The organism is Arthrobacter globiformis (genome assembly GCF_003261175.1).
GTDB lineage: Bacteria > Actinomycetota > Actinomycetes > Actinomycetales > Micrococcaceae > Arthrobacter > Arthrobacter globiformis_A.
Genome location: NZ_QLNP01000047.1, coordinates 28,805 through 50,106, shown reverse-complemented (window position 1 = coordinate 50,106; position 21,302 = coordinate 28,805). Strand labels below are relative to the sequence as shown.

The 21,302-nt window shown below is 67.3% G+C and carries 19 protein-coding genes; 8 read left to right on the top strand and 11 right to left on the bottom strand.

Annotation, left to right across the window (positions count from 1 at the left end):
- Window positions 1-2: 2 nt before the first annotated feature.
- Entirely contained in the window at window positions 3-1,655 is a 1,653-nt protein-coding gene (locus tag DBZ45_RS04005; protein WP_111902664.1) for a serine hydrolase, read from the bottom strand.
- Between the two features lie 191 nt (window positions 1,656-1,846).
- On the opposite strand from DBZ45_RS04005, the gene DBZ45_RS04000 reads away from it, so the two are divergent.
- The 4 genes from DBZ45_RS04000 to trxB all read left to right on the top strand — a co-directional run bounded on the left by DBZ45_RS04000 (window position 1,847) and on the right by trxB (window position 4,721).
- Complete coding sequence (locus tag DBZ45_RS04000; RefSeq protein WP_111902663.1) at window positions 1,847-2,197, top strand: ArsR/SmtB family transcription factor; 351 nt, start codon at window positions 1,847-1,849, stop codon at window positions 2,195-2,197.
- Entirely contained in the window at window positions 2,194-2,931 is a 738-nt protein-coding gene (locus DBZ45_RS03995; protein WP_111902662.1) for an aquaporin, read from the top strand. Before DBZ45_RS04000 ends, DBZ45_RS03995 begins: the two co-directional genes overlap by 4 nt.
- A gap of 281 nt (window positions 2,932-3,212) precedes the next feature.
- A complete protein-coding gene (locus tag DBZ45_RS03990; protein ID WP_111902661.1) occupies window positions 3,213-3,647 on the top strand; it encodes an arsenate reductase ArsC in 435 nt (144 codons plus the stop codon).
- 39 nt (window positions 3,648-3,686) lie between these two features.
- Window positions 3,687-4,721 carry a thioredoxin-disulfide reductase gene (trxB, locus tag DBZ45_RS03985; RefSeq protein WP_223256910.1) on the top strand — a complete coding sequence of 345 codons (1,035 nt, stop codon included), beginning with the start codon at window positions 3,687-3,689 and terminating at the stop codon, window positions 4,719-4,721.
- A 61-nt stretch (window positions 4,722-4,782) separates the two neighbouring features.
- Here trxB and DBZ45_RS03980 read toward each other — a convergent pair whose 3' ends face one another.
- The 5 genes from DBZ45_RS03980 to DBZ45_RS03965 form a co-directional block, all read right to left on the bottom strand.
- A complete protein-coding gene (locus DBZ45_RS03980; RefSeq protein ID WP_111902660.1) occupies window positions 4,783-5,202 on the bottom strand; it encodes a nuclear transport factor 2 family protein in 420 nt (139 codons plus the stop codon).
- Window positions 5,202-5,372, bottom strand: a complete 171-nt coding sequence (locus DBZ45_RS22830) for a hypothetical protein (RefSeq protein ID WP_190242996.1) — start codon at window positions 5,370-5,372, stop codon at window positions 5,202-5,204. Before DBZ45_RS22830 ends, DBZ45_RS03980 begins: the two co-directional genes overlap by 1 nt.
- A 386-nt stretch (window positions 5,373-5,758) precedes the next feature.
- Window positions 5,759-6,799 (bottom strand): hypothetical protein, encoded by a 1,041-nt coding sequence (locus DBZ45_RS03975; protein ID WP_111902659.1) that lies wholly within the window; start codon window positions 6,797-6,799, stop codon window positions 5,759-5,761.
- Window positions 6,800-6,961: 162 nt separating this feature from the next.
- Window positions 6,962-8,245, bottom strand: a complete 1,284-nt coding sequence (locus DBZ45_RS03970) for an MFS transporter (RefSeq protein WP_190242995.1) — start codon at window positions 8,243-8,245, stop codon at window positions 6,962-6,964.
- A gap of 113 nt (window positions 8,246-8,358) precedes the next feature.
- The gene (locus DBZ45_RS03965) at window positions 8,359-9,399 is read right to left on the bottom strand and encodes an NAD(P)-dependent alcohol dehydrogenase (RefSeq protein ID WP_111902658.1); all 1,041 of its coding nucleotides are present in this window, start codon (window positions 9,397-9,399) and stop codon (window positions 8,359-8,361) included.
- Between the two features lie 255 nt (window positions 9,400-9,654).
- On the opposite strand from DBZ45_RS03965, the gene DBZ45_RS03960 reads away from it, so the two are divergent.
- On the top strand, window positions 9,655-10,389 hold the full coding sequence (locus DBZ45_RS03960; protein WP_111902657.1) for an SDR family NAD(P)-dependent oxidoreductase: 735 nt from the start codon (window positions 9,655-9,657) through the stop codon (window positions 10,387-10,389).
- Between the two features lie 75 nt (window positions 10,390-10,464).
- On the opposite strand, the gene DBZ45_RS03955 is transcribed toward DBZ45_RS03960, so the two are convergent.
- Together DBZ45_RS03955 and DBZ45_RS03950 are read right to left on the bottom strand one after the other, a co-directional pair.
- Window positions 10,465-13,017 (bottom strand): bifunctional lysylphosphatidylglycerol flippase/synthetase MprF, encoded by a 2,553-nt coding sequence (locus tag DBZ45_RS03955; protein WP_111902656.1) that lies wholly within the window; start codon window positions 13,015-13,017, stop codon window positions 10,465-10,467.
- A gap of 133 nt (window positions 13,018-13,150) precedes the next feature.
- Window positions 13,151-14,404, bottom strand: coding sequence for a multicopper oxidase domain-containing protein (locus tag DBZ45_RS03950; RefSeq protein WP_111902655.1), 1,254 nt, complete (start codon window positions 14,402-14,404; stop codon window positions 13,151-13,153).
- A gap of 391 nt (window positions 14,405-14,795) precedes the next feature.
- Between DBZ45_RS03950 and DBZ45_RS03945 the strand changes: the two genes are divergently transcribed.
- Together DBZ45_RS03945 and DBZ45_RS03940 are read left to right on the top strand one after the other, a co-directional pair.
- Window positions 14,796-16,487, top strand: a complete 1,692-nt coding sequence (locus DBZ45_RS03945) for a hypothetical protein (RefSeq protein ID WP_111902654.1) — start codon at window positions 14,796-14,798, stop codon at window positions 16,485-16,487.
- Window positions 16,488-16,515: 28 nt separating this feature from the next.
- Window positions 16,516-17,043 (top strand): hypothetical protein, encoded by a 528-nt coding sequence (locus tag DBZ45_RS03940; protein ID WP_146617442.1) that lies wholly within the window; start codon window positions 16,516-16,518, stop codon window positions 17,041-17,043.
- A 253-nt stretch (window positions 17,044-17,296) separates the two neighbouring features.
- On the opposite strand, the gene DBZ45_RS03935 is transcribed toward DBZ45_RS03940, so the two are convergent.
- A complete protein-coding gene (locus tag DBZ45_RS03935; protein ID WP_111902652.1) occupies window positions 17,297-17,767 on the bottom strand; it encodes a hypothetical protein in 471 nt (156 codons plus the stop codon).
- A gap of 317 nt (window positions 17,768-18,084) precedes the next feature.
- Between DBZ45_RS03935 and DBZ45_RS03930 the strand changes: the two genes are divergently transcribed.
- On the top strand, window positions 18,085-18,903 hold the full coding sequence (locus DBZ45_RS03930) for an SGNH/GDSL hydrolase family protein (protein ID WP_317616943.1): 819 nt from the start codon (window positions 18,085-18,087) through the stop codon (window positions 18,901-18,903).
- A 163-nt stretch (window positions 18,904-19,066) separates the two neighbouring features.
- Here the strand turns inward: DBZ45_RS03930 and DBZ45_RS03925 are convergent, their stop codons facing one another.
- Window positions 19,067-19,972, bottom strand: a complete 906-nt coding sequence (locus DBZ45_RS03925; RefSeq protein ID WP_111902651.1) for a trypsin-like serine protease — start codon at window positions 19,970-19,972, stop codon at window positions 19,067-19,069.
- Between the two features lie 140 nt (window positions 19,973-20,112).
- On the bottom strand, window positions 20,113-21,300 hold the full coding sequence (locus DBZ45_RS03920; protein WP_223256908.1) for a glycoside hydrolase family 26 protein: 1,188 nt from the start codon (window positions 21,298-21,300) through the stop codon (window positions 20,113-20,115).
- Window positions 21,301-21,302 lie beyond the last annotated feature (2 nt).

The following is a 21,302-nucleotide window of genomic DNA, read 5'->3' as shown; positions in this document are numbered from 1 at the left end:
TTCTAGCCCTCTGAGGTCCGCCTGAATGTTCCCAGCCCGGTTCTGTCGTAGAAGTCCAAGGTGACGCTGGGCGAGGTGCCGCGGACTGGTGCCGCAAACAGTGCACCGGCCAGGCCATTGGCGTTCTCTCCGATGGATTCAAAGCTGAAGGTGCCGCCGTCGAAGTGCGTCAGCGGGAATGTCGTGGGACTGCCGGAGGGTCCCATCTTCATGGCCAGTCTGCCGCCCTGCTCGAGGACCACAAGGGGGCCGTAGTAGGAGTTCCCGTAAGTGCCCGTGTAGGCACTGTTTGCCTTGGCCGGAGAAGCATCGGCCGGAGCCCTGGTGTAGTCCACCTTTGGTTTCTCGGACTCATCAATCTGTTTGAAGACGGCGGCGGTGAAGGTAAGCCAGTCCACTGTGGGGGATCCGTGCTGCGCAGTATCCAGGAAGCCGGCCGTGACGGCTTCAGGAATTCCCTGCGGGCGCCCGTTGGTCAGCGCCACGATTGCGAGTTGTTCACCCGGAAGCATGGAGACGGCGGTGGCTGCACCGAGGTTGAATGCCCCGGAGTGTCCAACCTGGAGGCGGGCCTGGTCATCGTAGGAGACGTTCCAGCCCAGCCCATAGAAACGCGACCGGGCGGCCGGTGCCGACGCCGGGCCCGAAACCGTATGGGGAACGTGGGTTGTTTGGAGGGCGGCCGCATCAATGACGGGCTTGCCCTCGTAGCTGCCTTTGCCGAGCTGCAGCCGGAGCCATTTGGCCAGGTCCCGCACCGATGAACTCGCGCCGCCGGCCGGGGCCTCGGAATCGGCATCGCGGCGGTGTTTCGCTGCCCACACCTTGTTCCCGAGCGGGACATGAATGGTTGCTCTGTTTGATGCTTTCTCATAGGCGGAGTGGCGGTAACTGCTGGCGGACATGCCCAGCGGCCGGAACAGAATCTCGTCGGCCAGATCCTCCCACGACATTTTCATGGCGTCGGCTGCTGCCTGGCCGCCTTCCGTATAGCCGAAATTGCTGTAGTTGTAACTGGACCGGAACGTGTCGAGGGGTTCCTGGTTGAGGTGCCCGAGGATGTACGCGCGATCGAATCCGAGGTCTTCCAGCAGGTCGCCCGACCCTGTTTTCAGTCCGCTGCGGTGCGACAACAGGTCGGCAAAGGTCGCATTCCGCGTGACGTAGTCATCCTTGAGCGCGAAGTTCTTGTTGTGTTCGATGACGCGGTCGTTCCAGTCGATCACCCGCCGCCCCACCACCCCTGCCACCACCGTGGACGCCATGGGCTTGGATACGGATGCCAACTGGAACACCGTGTCGGGGCCTATCTCCTCCGGTTTGCCGACCTCCCGCACCCCAAAGCCTTTGGAGTACACCACCTCGTCCTGATGCACCACGGCCACGGCCATTCCCGGCAGCCCGGTCTGTTCCAAAGCATTTCGGATCAATCCGTCGAGCTGGGCCAGGGCATTTGTGACTTTTGGCTTGTCCAGCAATGGTGCGATCTGTCCCGGAGGGGCCGGGAGCAGGGAGGCCGAACCCGATGGCGTAGCCACTGTGGGTACGCCGGTGCAGGCGGACAGGAGGGGTGCAACGGCAAGACCGGCCGCCCCGATTCCGGCTGCCGTCAGCACAGCACGCCGGTTTGGAAAATCAGAACCGCTCTTGTCCATGGGTGCCCCCTAGATCCGTCCGGCCATGGGCGCTGACGGCCGGTGCGAGCCTTGCCGCTCCTCTCTATAGTGGACCCCGCACCCGAGGCCAGCAATGGATACCGGACGGCCGGTAATTGGCGCCCCAGCTCTTCAGCAGTGGGAAGCACCTTGCCTTAGACATAGATGAGTGTAAATATTTACGTGTGTCTATGAATTTGGAACTCACCCCGGTGCAGACGGTTGCCTGCTGTTCGCCGCTGTCCAGGGAACCCCTGTCCGCGACCGAGGCGGAAGGCATTGCGCCGCTGCTCAAGGCGCTGGCGGACCCGGTGCGGCTGCGGCTGATGTCGCTCGTGGCCTCGCATGAGGGTGGCGAGGCCTGCGTCTGCGACCTGAACGGCGCTTTCGATCTTTCGCAGCCCACCATCAGCCACCATCTGAAGGTCCTTCACGCAGCCGGCCTCCTCGAGCGGGAAAAGCGCGGGGTGTGGGTGTACTACCGGGCGCGGACCGATGCCCTGGCGAATCTGGCTACCCTGATCGGGGGCCACAGCAAATGAGCACGTTGGCACGGCGCGCGGCTGCGGAGTTCACGGGGACAGCGTTTCTGGTCATGGCCGTCGTCGGCTCCGGCATGATGGCGTCGCGGCTGTCGCCGGACGACGTCGGGCTGCAGCTCTTGCAGAACAGCCTCGCCACGGGCGCGGCACTGGTCGCGCTGATTGTGGCGCTCCAGCCGGTGTCGGCGTCGTTCAATCCGGTGGTGACCCTCGCCGAGCGGGTGCTGGGCGTGCTGGACACCCGGACCGCGGCGGGGCTGATCGCGGCCCAGTTAGCGGGCGGCCTGGCCGGATCTGTTCTGGCCAACCTGATGTTCGGGCTGGACGCGGTGACATTCTCAAGCCACGAACGGGCCGGCGCCGGGCTCTGGCTGGGCGAAGTTATGGCGACGGCGGGGCTGCTGGTTATTGTGTTCGGCACCCTCCGCTCGGGCAGGACGGACCGGGTGGCCTTCGCCGTCGGCGGCTACATCACCGCGGCCTACTGGTTCACCAGTTCCACCAGCTTCGCCAACCCCGCCGTGACCATAGCCAGGACCATCACGGACACCTTCGCGGGCATCGCCCCGGCGTCGGCGCCCGCCTTCGTCCTGGCCCAGCTGCTCGGCGGTGCCGTGGGATTTGTGCTCGTGCGTGCCCTGTACCCGGCGGCGCCGGCGCTTGAGCCGGCGGTGGACGAGCCGGCTCTTGAGCCGGTCAACGAGCATCCGCTGGCCAAAGACCAATCCCGCTAGCAAAGGGGAGGAGGTGAAGGGATGAGCACCGGCTGCTGCGACGACGAGTGCTGCGAGGACGGCCAGGATTGCTGCTGACCGCTCCGGCACACCAGAACATCCACGCGCCTGCCCGCCCCGGACGACGGGCAGGCCTGTCCTGCCTGCACGGACGCACCGCCCTTGATCCTGCTCTTGATTGAACTGCCCACACTTGTTGCACTTGTGTAAGCGGCGCTGTGGGCGGGCAGGCGCTTCTTTCCGCAATCTCGCCATACAGACCACCAGCCTAGGAGAACACCATGACCGCTGACCCCGCCAAGAAGCCCTCCGTCCTGTTCGTCTGCGTGCACAACGCCGGCCGGTCCCAGATGGCGGCGGCGTTCCTCACCAGCCTGTCCCGGGGCGCAATCGAGGTGCGTTCCGCCGGCTCGCAGCCCGCGGAGGCAGTGAACCCGGCCGCGGTGAAGGCCATGGCCGAAGTCGGCATCGACATGTCCGCCGAGGTCCCCAAGATCCTCACCACCGAGGCGGTCAAGGAGTCCGACGTCGTGATCACCATGGGCTGCGGCGACGAGTGCCCGTACTTCCCGGGCAAGCGCTACGAGGACTGGGTGCTGGAGGACCCCGCGGGCCAGGGCATCGATGCCGTGCGGCCCATCCGCGACGAGATCCACACCCGCATCGAAGCCCTGGTCACCGAGCTGCTGCCCGCGCGCCACGTCGACGCCCAGTAACAGCTTCCCGTGAATGAGCCCGAAGAGAAGGAGCCAGCAGTGAACAAGAACGCCAAGCCCGAGAACGCCGGCACCGAGAAGGCCAACGCTGACAAGGTCAGCACCGAACAGCTCATCATCATCGGGTCCGGCCCGGCCGGATACACCGCGGCCATCTACGCGGCACGGGCCGGCCTGAAACCGCTGGTCCTGGCGGGTGCGGTCACGGCCGGCGGCGCACTGATGAACACCACCGAGGTGGAGAACTTCCCGGGCTTTCCAGAGGGCGTCCAGGGCCCGGAGCTCATGGACGGCCTGCAACAGCAGGCCGAAAAGTTCGGCGCGCAGGTGGTGTTCGACGACGCCACTTCCGTTCAGCTCAAGGGTCACCTCAAGCGCGTGGTCACCGGTGCGGGCGAGACGTACCAGGCCCCGGCTGTCATCCTGGCCACCGGCTCCGCATACAAGGAACTCGGGCTGGCCGAGGAAAAGAAATTCAGCGGCCACGGCGTCTCCTGGTGCGCCACCTGCGACGGTTTCTTCTTCCGCGACCAGGACATCATGGTGGTGGGCGGCGGCGATTCCGCCATGGAAGAGGCCACCTTCCTGACCCGCTTCGGGAAGTCCGTGACCGTCGTCGTCCGGAAGGGTGAGCTGCGCGCCTCCCGGATCATGGCGCAGCGCGCCAAGGACAACCCGAAGATCACGTTCGCCTGGAACTCGGCCGTCACGGCCATCCACGGCGACGGCAAGGTCAGCGGTGTCACGCTGACGGACACGCGCAGCGGCGAAACCCGCCACCAGCCCGCCACCGGGCTCTTCGTGGCGATCGGGCACGTGCCGCGCACCGAGCTGGTGGCCGGGCAGGTGGAGCTCGACGGCGAGGGGTACATCAAGGTGGATTCGCCCACCACGTGCACCAACCTGAGCGGCGTCTTCGCCTGCGGGGACGCCGTGGACCACCGCTACCGCCAGGCCATCACCGCCGCCGGAACCGGTTGCGCGGCGGCCCTCGACGCCGAGCGCTACCTGGCCGCGCTGGAGGATGCGGACAGCATTGCCACGGCGCTGGTGGAGGAGCCCACCCACGCCTGAGGCTGGTCCCCGCTGGTTGAGCCTGTCGAATCCCGGGCCCACAGTCGATCGCTGCGGCGCGTCACCCCTGTGGCTTGTCCGGCGTCCGCCCGGACATGGAGTGCACGGCTGCCTCGATGCTTTCCTCGTCGTTTTCGAGCTCCTCCATGTAGAGCCGGCCCGCCGTTATCAGGCCTCCGGTGATTTCAAAGAGGATCACTCCGCGGGCCCGGAACGGCTGCCCGTCTGCGCGGTTTCCGGTCCAGTCCCATTCGCTCCATGTGGTGTTCCCGTCATCGACTGAACCAACCAGCTCGGTGTGGATGTCGGGAATCCCGGCGAATATTGCCTGCCAGTTCGCATGCATCTGCGCACGGCCAACGAAGGCCCTGCCTGGGTGGGCAGGCTGACTGCTGCGGTAGTCGTGATGAAACAGTGCCGCGGCCGCCTCGAGGTCGTGGGCATCCAGCGCCGCCGCCAGGCGGTTTATAACCTCGCTCATCAGTCCGCTGCTTCGCGCTCGCCCGCCGCTTGGTCGGACCCGGTCTCCCTGAGGCGCTCCTCATCGGTATTTTCAGGGGCGACAACGGGCGAAAGTGCGTCGGCCAGGCCGTCCCTGGTGCTTTTGTCCTGCTCAGGCGCCGGAGCATCGGCGGCTGGAACATCGCTCATTGCATCACCATAGGACGCACTATTGCGCCTGTCGAGGACGGCGGGTTTGGAAGGGCGGCGGCTGAAATAAAGGGACGGCGGCGGCTGGGGGGGCCGCCTTGGTCTCAGACAGGCGACACCGCCGCCGGCCCAGCTCCGGTGATCGATTTAATTATCGTCCGGCCCTGGCCAAAAGAGAAGTGGTAGTTGGCGCTTGAATGCTACCCCCAGATCGGGTGGCCGGAGGCACGACGACTGGCACATCGTCCATGCTTTTTCCAAGTCCACGCGCCCAAAATCAACCTGTCCCCGACGGCGGAACGCGCCAGTTCGAACCCAGCGGGGCATGGCAGCCGGACCCGCGAGCATTCCCCCCAGAACCCGGATCCGGCTGCCGTTCGTATGCCCTAGATAAATTTCTGCACCCGGCCCCACCCCGGATCGCCGGTGTGGGCCACCTGGACTTCTTGCCGGTCCCGGGCGAAGCGGTCGAAGCTGTCACGTCCGTTCTGGTCCTCGGAGTCGGTGTAGTAGTGCAGAACGCGGAGTCCGTTGGACGTCTCTGAGGCCACCAGCGTGCCGCGCGCGCCGAGCACCGCGTCCAGGTTCTTTTCGAGGTGGAGCAGTCCTAGCAGTGCTTCCCCGTCCGGCAGGCCATCGTCCGGCAGGCCGTCATTTCCGGTCCGCCGGTAGCTGATCCGGACAGCCGTGTGCAGGTCCAGCAGCGGGTGATCGATCCATCGCAAGGGCCTCAGCGCGCAGACAATCACACGGTGCCCCGAGGATGTTTTGGCCTCCCGCATCGTCCAGCGGGGATCCGAGTTCCGGGCGGCCACCGCGTGAAAAAATTCAGGCACGACGGCGGCTGGCTGGCTGTCGCGGGGATCGGTCCGGGCCACGTTGATGGCGCCGACCCACCGCTGGACATCGTCCTCGCCGATCAGCCAGTCCACCAGCAGGCGGCCTGCCTGCCGGCAGTCGTTGGTGCCCATGCCCGTGAAGGCCGGGTGGTAAACCGTGAGTTCGGCCAGGGCGCTCCTCTCGTCCCAGTCCACCGTAATCCTGGCCCGCCCCAGGTCCACCGGTTCCGCCAGGCCTTCGAGGGTGCCAGTGGCCATGCCGGGTTGAGGCTCCCTGGCTGCGGCGAATTCCCAGGCCTCAGTGGACGCGGGAGCCGCCCGCCGCCACCGCTCGGCCAGGACGCGCAGCCGGGGGTCGCCACCGCCCGTGACGCAGAGTCGGTGCCGCGATCGGGTACCCGGGCCGGTCTCCCAGTTGAGTTCGGGGTGAATCGCCATCACCATGGCGCCGATGATTTCCGGGAGGTCGCCGTAAACGCCGCTCATGACGGCTGCCGTGATCAGGCCGGCTCCTGCGACGGACCACCACCGCCAGAAGGCGCCTACGGCTTCCGTCTCCGTCCTGCTGCTCCGCCGCACCGACTCCATCGGACCTCCTCGTTGACGCCACACGATGCTGTGAAAGGATCGTGAGGCACCAGCCTCAAGAGGCGGGCACTGTAGCCACAAGATCTGCGCAAGAGTTTGACGCAGCCCAACTGACTGGCAGTTGTTGTCGTTTTCAGCCCTCAAAACGACAACAACTGCGAGTTACTTGGGTGGACGGGACAGACGCACCTCGCGCGGACCGGCAGGGTACCCGCGGTGGCGGCTGGCGAAGATGATCACCAGGGCCACCGCCAGCGGAACTGCCGCCGCGAGTGGCACCAGCAGCGCGCCGACGGTGTTCAGGGCCAGGGCACCGTACGCCGCACCGACGGCGATGCCCAACTGGATGGTCACCACGGCAAGTCCGTTGGCGGCGTCCTTGTGCTCCCCACCCGCGCGGAGAATCGCTGCCTGGTTGTAGATGCCGGTGGCGCCGAAGGTGATGCCCCAGAGGGTCAGGAGCGCGAGTGCCCCCGTCCACGTCCCGCCGAGCCAAGGCAGGAGGGCAAAGCTGGCCAGGAGCAGTGCCACCCCGGTCAGGACCGAGCCCCGGGGACGGGCGTCCGCCGTGAGGCCGGCAATCCAGATGCCCACCAGGCTGGCGACGCCGATGACGGACAGTGAGATGCCGGTGGCGCTGCTGGGCAGGCCCGCGGCCAGGACGAAGGGGGCGATGTAGGTGAACAGGGCGAAGTGGCCCAGGAGCAGCAGCGGCCAGGCGGTCGCGACCGCGATGACACCGGGCAGTGCCATGGCTGCGCGCATTGACGGCGCCGACTCCCGGTCGGCGTCCGAAGCCGGAGGCAGTAAGCGAATTGCCAGCAACGCGAGAAGCACCGCGACGCCGGCCAGCACAAGGAAAGAGGCGCGCCACGAGAGCACGGCCCCCATCATCGTCCCGAGCGGAGCGCCGACCGCGAGGGCGAAGCTGTTGCCGCTGAACACGATCGCCATGGCCTTGCCAACGGAATGCGCCGGCACGATCCGTGCAACGTAGGGGGCCATGCTGGACCAGAGCAGGCCGTGGGCCACACCGCCGAGGAGCCGGGCGGCAATGGCCAGGCTCAGGTTGGGGCTGGCGGCCAGCAGCACGTTGCTCAGCGCGAAGGCAAGCACCGTCACGATCAGCAGGGTCTTGCGGGGCATCCGCGCACCGAGGAACCTCGACAGGGGGAGTGCCGTGATGACGATGACGGCGGCGTAGGCAGCGGTCAGCGAGCCGACGGCCGATTCCTCCACGCCCAGCTCGCGGCTGATCTGGGGGAGCAGCCCGGACGGCAGGAGTTCGGTGGTGACGGCGGTGAAGCCGGCCATGGCCAGGATGAGCAGGCCTGCCCGCGGGATCCGTGTGGTGCTGGCCGGTGGATTGGCTGCGCCGGAGCGGGTGGCTGAGTTACCGCGCGGGGTGTGAGTGGGTGTTTCGGAGCCGGTGAGGTCTTGGGTCACGTATGTTCCTGAAAGTTTCGTAATTGGTGTCGTCTGTCCGCTGCCCCGGGGTGGAACGGACGACGGCGGGCCGGCCCCCTAAGGGACCGGCCCGCCGTCGGGCGTTAATCGCCTTAGAGGGTGGCGGTGTCAATCACGAAGCGGTAGCGCACGTCCGAGGCGAGGACGCGCTCGTAGGCTTCGTTGATCTTGTCAGCCGGGATGACCTCGATCTCGGCGCCGATGCCGTGTTCGGCGCAGAAGTCGAGCATCTCCTGGGTTTCGCGGATGCCGCCGATCATGGAACCGGCGAAGGCGCGGCGTCCGCCGATCAGCGCAAACGCGTTGACCGGGAGCGGCTCGGCCGGGGCACCAACGTTGACCAGCGTGCCGTCGAGGGACAGCAGCTGCAGGTAGGAGCTGATGTCAATCGAGGCGCTGACCGTGTTGATGATCAGGTCGAAGCTGCCGGCGAGGGTCTCGAAGGTGCCGGCGTCGCTCGTGGCGTAGTAGTGGTCCGCGCCCAGGCGCAGGCCGTCTTCCTGCTTCTTGAGCGACTGGGACAGCACGCTGACCTCGGCGCCCATGGCGTGCGCCAGCTTGACGGCCATGTGGCCGAGACCGCCAAGGCCGACGACGGCGACCTTCTTGCCGGGGCCGGCGCCCCAGCGCTTCAGCGGGGAGAAGGTGGTGATGCCGGCGCACAGCAGGGGAGCGGCGACGTCGAGCTCGATGCCCTCGGGAATGGTGACGACGAAGTCCTCGGTCACCACAACGTGGGTGGAGTAGCCGCCCTGGGTGATGGTGCCGTCGCGGTCGACGGCGCCGTACGTGCCGGTCATCCCCTTGAGGCAGTACTGCTCCTCGCCGGCGAGGCAGTTGGCGCACTCCTTGCAGGAGTTGACCATGCAGCCGACGCCCACCCGGTCGCCCACCTTGTGGCGCGTCACTTCGGAGCCGACCTCCGTGACGAAGCCGGCAATTTCGTGGCCGGGTGTGAGCGGGTACTGCTGCGGGCCCCAGTCGCCACGGACCGTGTGGATGTCCGAGTGGCAGATGCCGGCGAACTTGATTTCGATGAGGACGTCACGCGGGCCCACTTCACGGCGTTCGATGGTGGTGGGGATGAGGTCCTCGGAAGCGGAGGGCGCGGCGTAAGCGTTGACGGTAGGCATGGTTCTCCTGTTTGTCGGTGTGGTGGAACGGGCCGCAGATGACGGGATCGGCCGTTTCTTTCATCTACTAAACCCCATCGCCGTGGCGTGAGGCAGACCCTGCTGAAAGGGGTAACCACAGGGACCCCCAAGTCTCTTCCCGACTGTGGCGGACAGCACGGGATTGGTTCACATCCAGCCTACTGAGACCGCGGCCGCGGAGGGAGGCCCTGTCAGTGCCTGCCAGACGCAGGGTGCCCCGGCTACTGTGAAACAGTGGCGAGAATATTCATCACCGGCTCTGCCGGCGGACTCGGCCTGAATGCTGCCCGGGCGCTGCTCCAGCAGGGCCACGAAGTGGTGCTGCACGCCAGGGATGAGTCCCGCCTCGCAAGTGCCGGCGCGGTCAGGGACCAGGCTGTGGGGACCGTCGTCGGGGATCTTGCCGACCTCATCGAGACGGAAGGGGTGGCGCAACAGGCCGGCCAGTTTGGCCCGTTCGATGCCGTCATCCATAACGCCGGCGTGTACAGCGGCAACCAGATCTTTGCGGTGAACACGGTCGCGCCGTACCTCATGACCGCGCTCATGGCCCGGCCGCGGCGCATTGTTTACCTCAGCAGCGGCATGCACCGGTCCGGCACTCCCGACCTTGCAGGCATCGACTGGACGGATGCGGCCAGGCGGCCGGCGGCCTACTCGGACAGCAAGTTGTATGTCACGGCGCTCGCGGCCGCGGTGGCCAACCGATGGCCCGACGTAGAAAGCAACGCCGTCGATCCGGGCTGGGTACCAACCCGGATGGGCGGCCGCAGCGCGCCCGATGACCTGGAGCTGGGGCACGCCACGCAGGTGTGGCTGGCCACCCGGTCGTCTGCTGATGATCACGTATCCGGAGGGTACTGGTTCCACCAGCAGCGCCGGGAATCCCATCCGGCCGTGAAGAACGTGGCGTTTCAGTCCGAACTGGTCGACGCGCTGGAACGGCACACGGGCTTCGCACTCAAGTAGGCCGGCAAGCCCAACTAGGTAGCAGCTGAGGGCGTTCTCAGCGCTGGGAACGCCTTGAAGTGCTACCTAGTTGGGTCAGCGGCGGGTGAGCAGGCCGCGCACCAGGGTGAGGCCCTGGCCCAGGTTGATCGACGGCAAGTACGCCCGGGTGATGGCGTTGGCGATCGCGGGCAGGGCCGCCGCGTCCGGATACAGCAGGTACATGGGCTCGTAGTCCGGCTTGAACTTCGCCTTGAACGCCAGCAGGGACCTGAACCCGTACACCGGTTCCAGCGCTGCGCCGAGCCAGTCGAGCATCCGGTCCAGGGCGCCGTTTGCCTCGGCTGAGGCAGCAACGGACGAAGCAGGCACCCGTGCCAGCGGCGCCCCGGACAGGCTCATGAATTCGCAGCCCTCGTCCTGCAGGCTCAGCGCGGCGGAGGCGATGAGGAAGTCGATGCTCGCCCGGAACCCGTCGCCGCGCCGCCGCATGAAGTCGAGCGTCCAGCCCACCACGTATCCGTTGCGGTACACGGGCAGCCACGACGCCACCGCGTGCACGGTGTGGTCAGCATCGATCGCGAGCAGGCAGCGGACTTCGGGGTCGTCCAGTTCGTCCAGGCTCCCCAGTGTGAAGCCCATCTCCGGGACCTTCTTGTCCGCCACCCACTCCTCGGAAATCGCCTCAATCTGCGCCTGGACAGCAAGAGGCGCCTGGACAAACGTGGTCCATTCGGCGCGGATGCCTGCCTTCGACGCCCGGTTCAGCGCGGTGCGGATGTCCTGGAACTTCTTGCCGCGGAAGGACACCTCGTCCAGCCGCAGCACGGTTTCCTGCGCCACCTGCACCGAGCCCCACCCCAGCGATCCGGCCATGCCACGGAGCTCTTCGGACACGAAGTAGAAGCACGGCGTCCACCCGCTGAACTGGCAGTGCCGGGCGAAGTCCGTGAAAGCGGCTTCCCGTTCGGTCCGCGGACCTACGGGCGGCCCGAGCGCCACGGCCACCCCGCTGAGCACGCGGTAGGCGACGAAGCTCGACCCAGAAGTGAACCAGTAGCTGTTCCCGCTCCACGTGGTCATCCAGGAGAGCGAGCCGCCGCCGTGCGACTTGAGGATGCGCCGGGCCCGTTCCTCGTCCGCGCTGTGCCGGCCGTGGGCCGGACGCAGGAACGTCCGGAGCAGCAGTGCTCCGGTCCACGCCCAGAATACGACGCCGATGCTTTCGTAAAGGACGACGGCGGCGGTGCTTTCGGGGAAGAAGGCCGGGGAGCGGTCCACCAGGAAGCCAAGGGGAAGGAACCTGTCGGGGATGTCGGCCAGAAGCTGAGGCAGGCCGGGCACGGGGGAGAAACCTTCCGCCAAAGCCAGGCCCAGGCCCACATAAACGACGCTCAGCAGAACCAGGGCAATGACCACCCGGCGCGCCAGCCGCAGGTATGTTCCGCGCGGAGCCTGCACCGGGAACAGGTTCCGACCGGCCCACAGGAGCAGCACCAGCAAAACGGGCAGGAGCATCGGGAGCACCAGGCTGAGCGGGTGCGAGTAGCCGGACAGCTCGATCCCGCCCACACCCTCGCGGGCGGCTGAACCCGGAGGCGGCGGCAGCAGCACGCCGGCGATGGTGACGGCCGCCAGCAGGGACAGCGAGGCCTGGATCAGGAGCGCGCCCGCCCACGCGAACCGCCGGCCGCGCCGCAGGCCGTCGGCGAACAGGAGCAGCAGGAACGACGGCAGGATTGCCATGAAGATTCCACCTGCGCCTGCCCGCAGCTGCAGCTGGGCGGCGGCACAGTCCCTGAGGCCGGCCGGTCGGGAGCAGGATGCCTGCAGCGCGGCGGGGTCCACCGGCTGGATGTTGGTGAACAGGAACTTGAGCACGGAAAGAGGCCCGACAGCGTGTGGCGCCAGTCCCGCGACCACCGGTCCGATCGCCGCGACCGTCAGGAGCAGTGCCACCAGGATCCGGGCCTCGTGCCGGGAGACAGCGGGCCTGCCGAAGCGCGGCCGGCGGCCCTGCAGCACCGGGCCCAGCAGCCCTCCCGCCGCGGCAGCGCCGAGCCGGACCAGGTCCTCGAAGCCGCCGGCGTACATCGCAAACAGCAGCAGTACGGCGAGGAGAACCACGCGGATCCGGCGCCGCCACAGGGTGGGGAGAGAAGCCGTGGCACCCATAGCGGCCGCACAGGCTAGGGCGCTTGGCCCCAGAAAGAAGTGCCCGCTCAGGTCGCGGATCCAGCTCCCCATCAGGCCGCGGGCGGCCGCGAGGAACCCGAGCGTCGCCACGATCCCCAGCACGTGCCCACCGATCGCGGCCAACGTGAACTTCAGGGATCCCAGGCGGCGTTCGAGCGGCAGCCCGGCGAGAAGCACCACGAGTGTGCCCACCACGTAGCCAGCAAGGTCCCGCTCCCAGACGGCGGAGAGCAGCAGCGCGTACCAGTGGTCCGGCACCGACTGTGAGGTGGCCGCCACGTGGGGCAGAAGGAATGGTGGCGGCCCGGAGCGGATGCTGGCGGACAGAGCGCCGGCGGCCCAGAAGAGGACAACGAAAGTGAGGGTGGCGGGGGAGTTGCGCAGCGCGCGGGCCCACCATGCTGGCGTCCCGTGGCCGGCGGGTACCCGCTGTCCCTGGTCCGGCTGCCGCATGGGTGGAGGGCTCCTTTCAAAGGGCTCTTCGATTGTTCCACACGCCGCAGCCCAACTGACTGGCAGTTGTTGTCGTTACGGGCGTTCATAACGACAACAACTGCCAGTCAGTTGGGCCTAGAGGGAGGGGAGGCTAGTGGGTCGCGGCGTGGTCAGGAGCCGCTTGGGTCACCCCGCCTTCGGTGCCGTCGGCGTTGAGGACCCGGTAGCGGGTGATCATGCCGGCGCTGATGTGGTCGTTGACGTGGCAGTGGAACAGCCAGGTTCCCACGTCATCCGGGACCATGTCTGCCACCACCATGCTGGCCGGCAGGAGGTTGACCACGTCCGTGCGCATGCCGAGTGCCGTCACTGTGTTGCCGTGCCAGTGCGGCGTGTGCAGGTCCACCTCAGTGCCCATGCCCATCAGGTACCAGCGCACCCGCTCGCCCTTCTTCATGGTCAGGGCTTCCACCGGTTCGTTGCCGTAGACGTAGCCGTTGATGGAGTGCATGAGGTTGCTCTCGCCGAAGTCCTCATCGTCGGTATTCACGGTGGAAGGCTTGCCGGTGAACTTGGCGATGTTGCGCTCCAGGTACGGGCTGGCGTTCTCATCGCTGACCTTGAACTGCAGGAAGAACTCGCGGTCGACGTCGTTCGGGGTGCCGTCCGCGCGGGCCGCGCTGGCCTTGGTGATCACCATGGGGCCCACGAGTCCCGAGTAGTCGTCGGCCACCTCGTCGGTGTGGGAGTGGTACATCCACATCACGGAGCTGCCGTCCATGGGTCCGGGGCCGGCGCGCTCGGGCACCTCGTAGCTGTAGGTGTACGTGGCACCGGGGGCCACGCCGTCGTCGTTCTTTGCAGCGCCGGACGTGCCGTCCGCGTAGGGGGCGCCCTCGCTGCTCTTGTCGTAAAACACGCCGTGGACGTGGACCGACGCCGGCCGGTCCAGGTTGTTTTTGAAGATCACCTTGATGGTGTCCCCGACGACGCCGCGGATCACCGGGCCCTGGTAGCCCAGGTGCTCCTCGGCGGGCGTCCGCTTCTTGAGGGTCTTGAACGTGGCGTCGGTGTAGGCCTGGTAGAGGGACTTGATGTACGTGCTGCCGATCCGGTCCGGCCCCTGTTTGGTGAACACTGAGGCGTCCTCGTCGAAGGCTTCGCCGGTGATCTGGTTCTTGCCCGAGGGAGCGTAGTTCCACTCAACCTCGTTCGCCGCGATGTAGTACGTGCGGGTCTGCGGCACGTAGGTGACGGCGGCGCTCACCTTCGCGGTGGCCGGACCCGATGAAAACAGCAGCGGTGCCAGCGCGGCCAGAATGCCCAGCAGAATGGTGCCGATGACCCATGCCGGCGGCGCCGCTTGAGACCGTGGCCGCACCTCAAATAGTCCATGGTTGTCCATGGCGTTCCTCCCCTGAATTAGTTGCCCGCCGCAACGGCCGGCCCGAATGGCAGAAACCTAGAGCGGCTGTGTTGGGAATTTCTTGGGGGCCTCAGGCCGGTGGGGGACCACCACCCAGCCGGGGGGAAGAACCAAGCAGTGGCACAGGTTTTTCCCAACCGCCGGGGAAGATGGTTGGCCTCGGCAACCAAATGTTGCCTTTGCTGCCCCGGCAAAAACAACGTCCGACGTCGGCCCGCACCACGGGCGGGCCACGCACCAGAGCATGTCATCACCGCATTGCGACGCCCCTCATGAGCGCAGGAACCCGTTCCTGCACGTCCCGCACACGAACTGTCCCGCCCTGGAACAGTTCCGTCCAGGAACAACGGCACCTCCGAAAGGACCAGCCATGAGGACCACCAACGTTCGGCCCACCACGCTTCGAAAAGTTACTATTCTCTGCGCCGCCGCCGGCCTGATCGCCACCGGCGGTGTGGGCACAGCCCTGGCCAAGGGCGGCGGTGGCGGGACAGCCAAGCCGCCCAAGGGAATCGTCTCCCCGTGGGTGGTTCCCACGCTGGCCACCCCGGCCTTCTCTGTCCCCGCGGCGCAGCTGCACGGCTTCGACGACACCGGCCTTGCCCGCAACGCCACCGTGGACGGCGCTGCCTGCCCCACGGCGGACCCGGCTGATTTCGGCGGCGCCGTCACCATTAACGGCGTCGTCGTCACCATCCCCTGCAACCTCATCGTCCAGATGCCGGCCAACACGCTGAGCTGGGCCGACTTCGTCCGCGGCACCGGCGGCAGCGCGCCGCTGGGCACCGACGGCCTGGAACTGAGGGCCGTGGGCAACACCGTCGGAACGAAGCACATCGCCGGCCTGGCCTTCGTCTCCCAGCAGTCGGCCAACACCGGCCGCGGTGAAATCACCGGGATTGACTACGCCAACGGCGCGCTGAAAATCGCCAACGCGGCCGGCGGCACCGTCACCGTGCAGCTGAACGACCCCAAGATCGCCGGCCTGCACGACAGCGCAGGCGCGGACACCGGCCGGTTCAGCAACGGACAGTCGCCCGACAACCGCTTCAGCGTGGACCAGGACAATCCAACAATCCACGCCGGCACCGGCTACCCCATGTGTGTCCCGCGGACGGATCCCCACGTGAAGGACGATCCGCTCTGCCCGCAGAAGAACCGGCCGCTCGCCCCCGGCTGCCGCAACTTCAGCATCGCCGGCGTTGCCCTGCCGGCCAGCGGCGAACTCAGCGCCCCGGCGGCCGGCCAGAAGTACTGCTCGCAGTATGTGATGCCGGGCTTCACCGGACTTCCGACGACGGGCCCGGACGCGTCGCAGCAGGCGCCGTTCGAGGTGGGGGACACCGTGGATTACTCGGGTACGCTCGTCCACGGCACCGAGGACTACATCTCGGCACACACCGTGGAGGCCAACCTGGGCATTTACACCCAGCCCGGCACCCAGCCCAGCTACCTGGCCATCGGCGAGTTCGGCGTCGGCACCGCGGATCCGCTGGCGACGGCGGCCAACGGCGCAGCCCAGGAAACCCAGGACCGGATGTTCCTCGAGGCCGAGACCACGGACGTCAAGACCGCCGTTGACATCTACTACGAGGACCGCAACCCCGACGGCTCGGTGCGCAACCGCTGGATCACGCCGTTTGAGATGACCGGCGAGAACGGCGTTCCCATCAGCGGCCCCACCGGCGGGATCACCACGCAGAACACCGGGGCCCAGCCGCAGCGGGCCCGGCTTCGTGCCACGAAGGCGCCCAACGGGCTGTTGAGCCAGCCGGACCGGACCGTCCGGGTGGGCGTGCGCAGCCTGTGCCTGCCCACGCCGGTGAACGTCACCACCACCACCATCAACCAGGCCGCGCTGGACATGTGCTTCAAGAACGCGCCCACCCGGGCCAACGGGCTCCAGCCGGGGCAGTACATTGCCCCGGTGTTCGAGTACATCTTTCCGGAGAACGTGATGCCGGGCGATCCGATCGTGCCGAACGACCTCTGGCACCTGCCGTTCCTGGTTAACGGCGAGGGCACGGGCAACGCGGCGGCCCTGGCACCGTCGCCGTGGTGACCCTTACCGTGGCTGGCGGCCGGCTCCCGTGAACCGCTCTTTGGTTCTGTGGCGGGGACTCGCTTTGACGGTCCTCGCCGCTGCCGCGCTCGGCGGCTGCAGCCCGGCGCCGCAGGTAACGACGCCGCAGGTAGCGGAGCAGCGTTCAGCTCCCGTCCCGCCGTCGTCCTCCGTCAACGGGAGTACGACGGCGGGCACGGCGCCTGCTCAGGCCGGCGGCCGACGTCGGGGTTCAGACGGTGGCGGTGAAGGCGGAGAGGGTGCCGGCACCGTTCCGTCCTTACCCGCCGGCTGGCCGGCTGACATTCCTGTTCCGCCCGGCCAGCTGCAGGGCTCAGGCGGCTCCGACGGAGCGTGGACCGCGCTGCTGACGGTTCCCGGCGGCGCGGATCAGGTACTCGCGGCGGCCGGGGTGTTCTATGAGTCGAACGGCTTTACCCGGACCGGCAGCGGGCAGTTGCGCAAGGGCCTGTACGCAATCGTGATGGTGGCGCAGAACAGGGACCACTCGGCGGCGCGGACGGACCTGACGGTGTCGCTGGGCAGGGTTGGGTAACTGGCCTCACGAAAGGCTGAGCCCGACGGTGGACCTTTCCGCCGGGCCCGGAATGCATGGGGGACATTGCGAGCCCGGCGCCTAAACCTGCCATCAGTTGCCCGTGATAGCCGGCCTGTGCGAGTGAGGCAACTCTGTCCCGCGAGCCTTGGGGAAAGCTGGGGCCAGCTTGGGGGACCCGCTGGACGGTCGCTGGATAAGTCCGGGATTCCTGCCGAACGCGGCCAGAGCACCGCGTAAGGCGACCCCGGAACTACCCGCCCCACACGGAGAACGAGCCGGAATGACCGGTGATGACGCTCTGGTAAATGACGAAGAGGCCGGCGAGCACGCCCAGGGTAAGGGCCGCGATGCGGGCCGGACGGGAGCGCTGCAGTGAAACCAGCGCCGGGATCCGCTCGGCCAGCGGCGCGAACGTCGCGGCGAGCAGCAGCACCACAACAACGAAGAAGACGACGGCGGCGATCTTCAGGATGTCGCCCTGCCGGGCGTGGGCCTGGATGGCGTCGGTGGCACCCCGGGTCGCCTGCAGCTGCTCTCCGGCCTGCGCGGTGATGAGCGCCATCGGGGCAAGGATCAGTGCCAGCACGCCCAGCGGCCAGGCGAGATATCGGCGGGTCCGGCCGGCCAGTCCATAGACGACGGCGGCCAGGCCGGCGAGCGGCCCGAATACGACGACGCCGTGGACCAGAAGAATGTGAGCCGGAAGGCCGCCGATGAGCATTTTGGAGACTCCTTGCAGGTCAGAGGGGCGCAAGCACCTTGAATCTAACACCGGGGGAGCCTATGGCCTACGGGTTGTGCCAACCCGGTTTGGCTTGCGGCGAGCCGGTTGCCAATTCCTAGGCCGGGCGGAAATTTTTCACGAAAGGAGGAACTTTTCAGGAATTTCGCGCAGGGTTCGAACGTTGCTTGGATAACGCCACAGGCGTACCGCGCCAGGGGCGTAAGGGAGAGGACGAGGCGATGAAAAACATCGGCCACTTTGGACCCCGGAACTTCGCTGCGGACGCAACGGCCCCACACCCCTGGAGCCGGTATGTGGCAATCGGAGATTCGTTTACCGAGGGCGTCGGCGACCCCGAGGAACGCTGCGCCGGAGGGCTCCGGGGCTGGGCGGACCGGGTGGCAGAGGAGCTCAGCGCGGAGCGGAAAGACTTTGCCTACGCCAATCTGGCCATCCGTGGCCTGCTGCTGGACCAGATCCTTGACCAGCAGACCGATCCGGCAATGGAGCTGAAGCCTGATCTGATCACGCTGTCGGCCGGCGGGAACGACATGGTGTTCCACCGGACCGACCCGGACAAGCTGGCGGCCAAGCTGGAGGCCGGAGTGGAACGGCTAAGTGGCACCGGCGCCACCATCATGCTGTTCGCCGGACCGGACTGGCGGCGCACGCCCATCCTGGGGCGGAGCCGCTCGCGGATAGCCATCTTCAACGAGAACATCCGGATTGTCGCTGCGGCGCATGACTGTCTGCTGGTGGACCTGTGGACGCTGCCCGGGCTCAGGGATCCGCGGATGTGGGATCCGGACCGGCTGCACTTCTCGCCGCTGGGCCACCACACCATCGCCATGCAGGTGCTGGACACTCTGCAGGTGCAGCATTCGCTGCAGCCGCTGGAGCCAAAGGCCCTGCCGCACAGCAACTGGCGCGATGCCAGGGCCGGGGACCTGGCCTGGGCCCGCACCTACTTCCTGCCGTGGGCGTGGCAGCGCATCACCCCGCCCCGCATTCCCCTGCCGGGTGTCCACGACCATCCGGCGCCAGAGCCCCTGCTGCCGAAGCGGCCGGTGTTCGGCCCCGTGTACGCACTGCGGACGGTGGCAGTGAAGGCTGTGGCTGAGCTTCTGGCCTAGCGCCCGCTCAGCGCGAAAAAGCCCCGCACCATTGATCAAGAGACGGTGCGGGGCTTGTCCGTGGGCGGCTACCAACCTGGGGAATCGGAGGCCGCCCTCGGCTAAGTTACCCTATGGTAACCCGTATGCCAAGAGTGTAATTTGATGGGCACCAGGGGCCGGCCTACGGCGCCTTCACGACGATATCCGCGGCCGGGATCCCGGCGGTCTTGGTGATCCAGTCGATCACATCCTGCCGGTCCGTGCGGTACGAGAAGTTCGTTCCCTTGCAGTACCGGTTGTGGTTGAACGAGGTGATGCCGGTGATGAGGTTGGACGTTATCCCGCCATAGAACAGCGGCCCGCCGGAGTCGGCGGTGCACGTGCCGCCCATGCCCTTGCCGTTGCCGTTGGTCTGGATGTTGTAGCCGTCGGCGCTCGCACTGGTGAGGTTCGTCAGCTTGGACTCGGCCATGAGCCGTTCCCGGAATGACGTGTCGGAAACCGGGTTGACCTCCGAGATTCCGTAGCCGCTCACGGTGAAGGTTGTTTCTTGCTGTCCGCGCCTGCTGGCCAGGGCGTCCAGGGTCCCCGGTGCCGCGAGGCGTGCGTACTCCTCGAGCAGGATGGGCTGCTCCAGGATCACCAGGCCGACGTCCTTCGTCTCCGGGACCTCGGCCATGCTGGTGTAGCCGTAGTTGTACAGTTTGCTCGACTCCGCGCACTGCGTTCCCAGCGTTCCCTCGGCGCAGGGGCCCGGGTAGCCGGTGTCCGGATCCGTTCCGGTATCAGGGCTCCAATCCGCGCCGGCGTCCTGCTGGAAGTAGACCCGAGCCGAGGAACCGACGGCGGTGCAGTGGCCTGCGGTCAGGAACACGGTGGGCGTCAGCAGCGAGCCCGAGCACCTGTGGTGGAACTCGCCAGTGGGTCCGTAGAAAACCACCAGCCCCACGAAGGGGTGCTCGGTGTCCTTGGTATAGTCGCCCGTGACCGCGCCGGCCGGGACGGCCGTGGTCAGGGCCAGCACCGCGGCAACGGCCAGCACGGCGGCGGCACCGCCACGGGCGCGTAGTTTCTTCCAAATGCGCATTCAAGCCCCAGCTTCCTCATGCACGGACGGCCGGCAGCGCACGTCGGAGTGCGCGGCAGGCGCCAAACAGTTGATGAACCGCCCAAATGAGGCGGTGACTTAAGGTACCACCCGGGGGAAGGTACGGCCGCGCGTGAACGTCACGGCGCCGGTGTGCAGTCCTTCGGTTCTGCAGCGAACTGGAACCAGTCGGGCAGTTCGGCGGTGTAGGCCGTGGCGATGGCGGGGGTTCCGGCGGAGCGCCAGTCCACCGCGGCCTTGACCTCCACCTCGCTCTTGTTCCATTCGAACCAGTTGATCATCTTCAGCTGCGGGTAGTCCTTCGGGATGCGCGCGTCGAAGAGCTGCCGCCACCAGGCCTGCTTGATGGCCAGCTCCTTGGCGCCGCTGCGGCCGGGGATGCTCAGCGCGGCGGTCTCCGGGATGGCAACCGGCTTGCCGCGGCTCTTGCCATACTCGGCGTAGAAGTCGGGGACGGCGAGGTCGTTGCCGCCGTCGCCGTTGTACGTTCCGGTCAGCTGCTGCAGAAACTTGCCGGGCTCGGGGACCACGTTGGCGCCCCACGGGTAGGTGTTGCCCCAGTGGTACAGCGACATCCCCACCCAGTCCACGGCGTCGTCGCCCGGGTAGTAGGGCGCGTAGGGGTCGTCCGCCCCGGTCACCTCATCGTTCCTGTCCGTGTCCAGTGCCGCGGACGCCGCCGTTCCCTTCACCGCCTGGTGCGCGCCGCCCGTGAACGGGTAGCCGCCGCCGTAGTTCGGCGCCCACATGGTGGCGCTGCCGGGTGCGAGCCGGTGGACGGAGTCCGCCACCCGACGGAAGGCGGCCTTGTACTCGGCCGGCTGCTGGCCCCATTCGTACCAGGAGCCGTTCATTTCATGGGCGAACCTGACGATCACCGGAACCCCGGCTTTGTTGAAGCGGTCCAGGCTGCCGGACAGCTTGTCGGCCACCGCCTGCGTCACGGCGGCCAGGCCCTTCCGCGGCTCCAATGTCAGCAGCAGGATCCCGCCGTTGGACCGGACCTGCCCGTAGGCCGCCTCGAGGTTCGTCTCGTCGGCGGCCGTGAAGGGGAACTGCGTGAAGCTGACCACCACGGCGGGCCGCCGGCCCAGGCCGTCGCTGTATTGCTGCAGGGTTTCCTGCTCCCAGTCCAGGTTCACCCCGGACAGAATGCCCGACGACGGCGCCAGCTCAGTTCCGCGGGCCACCTTGCATTCCGCTGCTGCCGGTGCCGGCGGCTCCTCGGCCTTGGGTGCGGGCGCGCACCCGGCCAGCCCAAGCCCTGCTGCCGCCATTACTGCTGTCCATCCCCAGCTGATGTTCACGG

Excerpts from the sequence above, each read along its gene's own strand:
- DBZ45_RS04005 (WP_111902664.1), bottom strand. The coding sequence starts at position 1,655 with ATGGACAAGAGCGGTTCTGATTTTCCAAACCGGCGTGCTGTGCTGACG.
- DBZ45_RS04000 (WP_111902663.1), top strand. The coding sequence starts at position 1,847 with ATGAATTTGGAACTCACCCCGGTGCAGACGGTTGCCTGCTGTTCGCCG.
- DBZ45_RS03995 (WP_111902662.1), top strand. The coding sequence starts at position 2,194 with ATGAGCACGTTGGCACGGCGCGCGGCTGCGGAGTTCACGGGGACAGCG.
- DBZ45_RS03990 (WP_111902661.1), top strand. The coding sequence starts at position 3,213 with ATGACCGCTGACCCCGCCAAGAAGCCCTCCGTCCTGTTCGTCTGCGTG.
- DBZ45_RS03980 (WP_111902660.1), bottom strand. The coding sequence starts at position 5,202 with ATGAGCGAGGTTATAAACCGCCTGGCGGCGGCGCTGGATGCCCACGAC.
- DBZ45_RS22830 (WP_190242996.1), bottom strand. The coding sequence starts at position 5,372 with ATGAGCGATGTTCCAGCCGCCGATGCTCCGGCGCCTGAGCAGGACAAA.
- DBZ45_RS03975 (WP_111902659.1), bottom strand. The coding sequence starts at position 6,799 with ATGGAGTCGGTGCGGCGGAGCAGCAGGACGGAGACGGAAGCCGTAGGC.
- DBZ45_RS03965 (WP_111902658.1), bottom strand. The coding sequence starts at position 9,399 with ATGCCTACCGTCAACGCTTACGCCGCGCCCTCCGCTTCCGAGGACCTC.
- DBZ45_RS03955 (WP_111902656.1), bottom strand. The coding sequence starts at position 13,017 with ATGCGGCAGCCGGACCAGGGACAGCGGGTACCCGCCGGCCACGGGACG.
- DBZ45_RS03950 (WP_111902655.1), bottom strand. The coding sequence starts at position 14,404 with ATGGACAACCATGGACTATTTGAGGTGCGGCCACGGTCTCAAGCGGCG.
- DBZ45_RS03945 (WP_111902654.1), top strand. The coding sequence starts at position 14,796 with ATGAGGACCACCAACGTTCGGCCCACCACGCTTCGAAAAGTTACTATT.
- DBZ45_RS03935 (WP_111902652.1), bottom strand. The coding sequence starts at position 17,767 with ATGCTCATCGGCGGCCTTCCGGCTCACATTCTTCTGGTCCACGGCGTC.
- DBZ45_RS03925 (WP_111902651.1), bottom strand. The coding sequence starts at position 19,972 with ATGCGCATTTGGAAGAAACTACGCGCCCGTGGCGGTGCCGCCGCCGTG.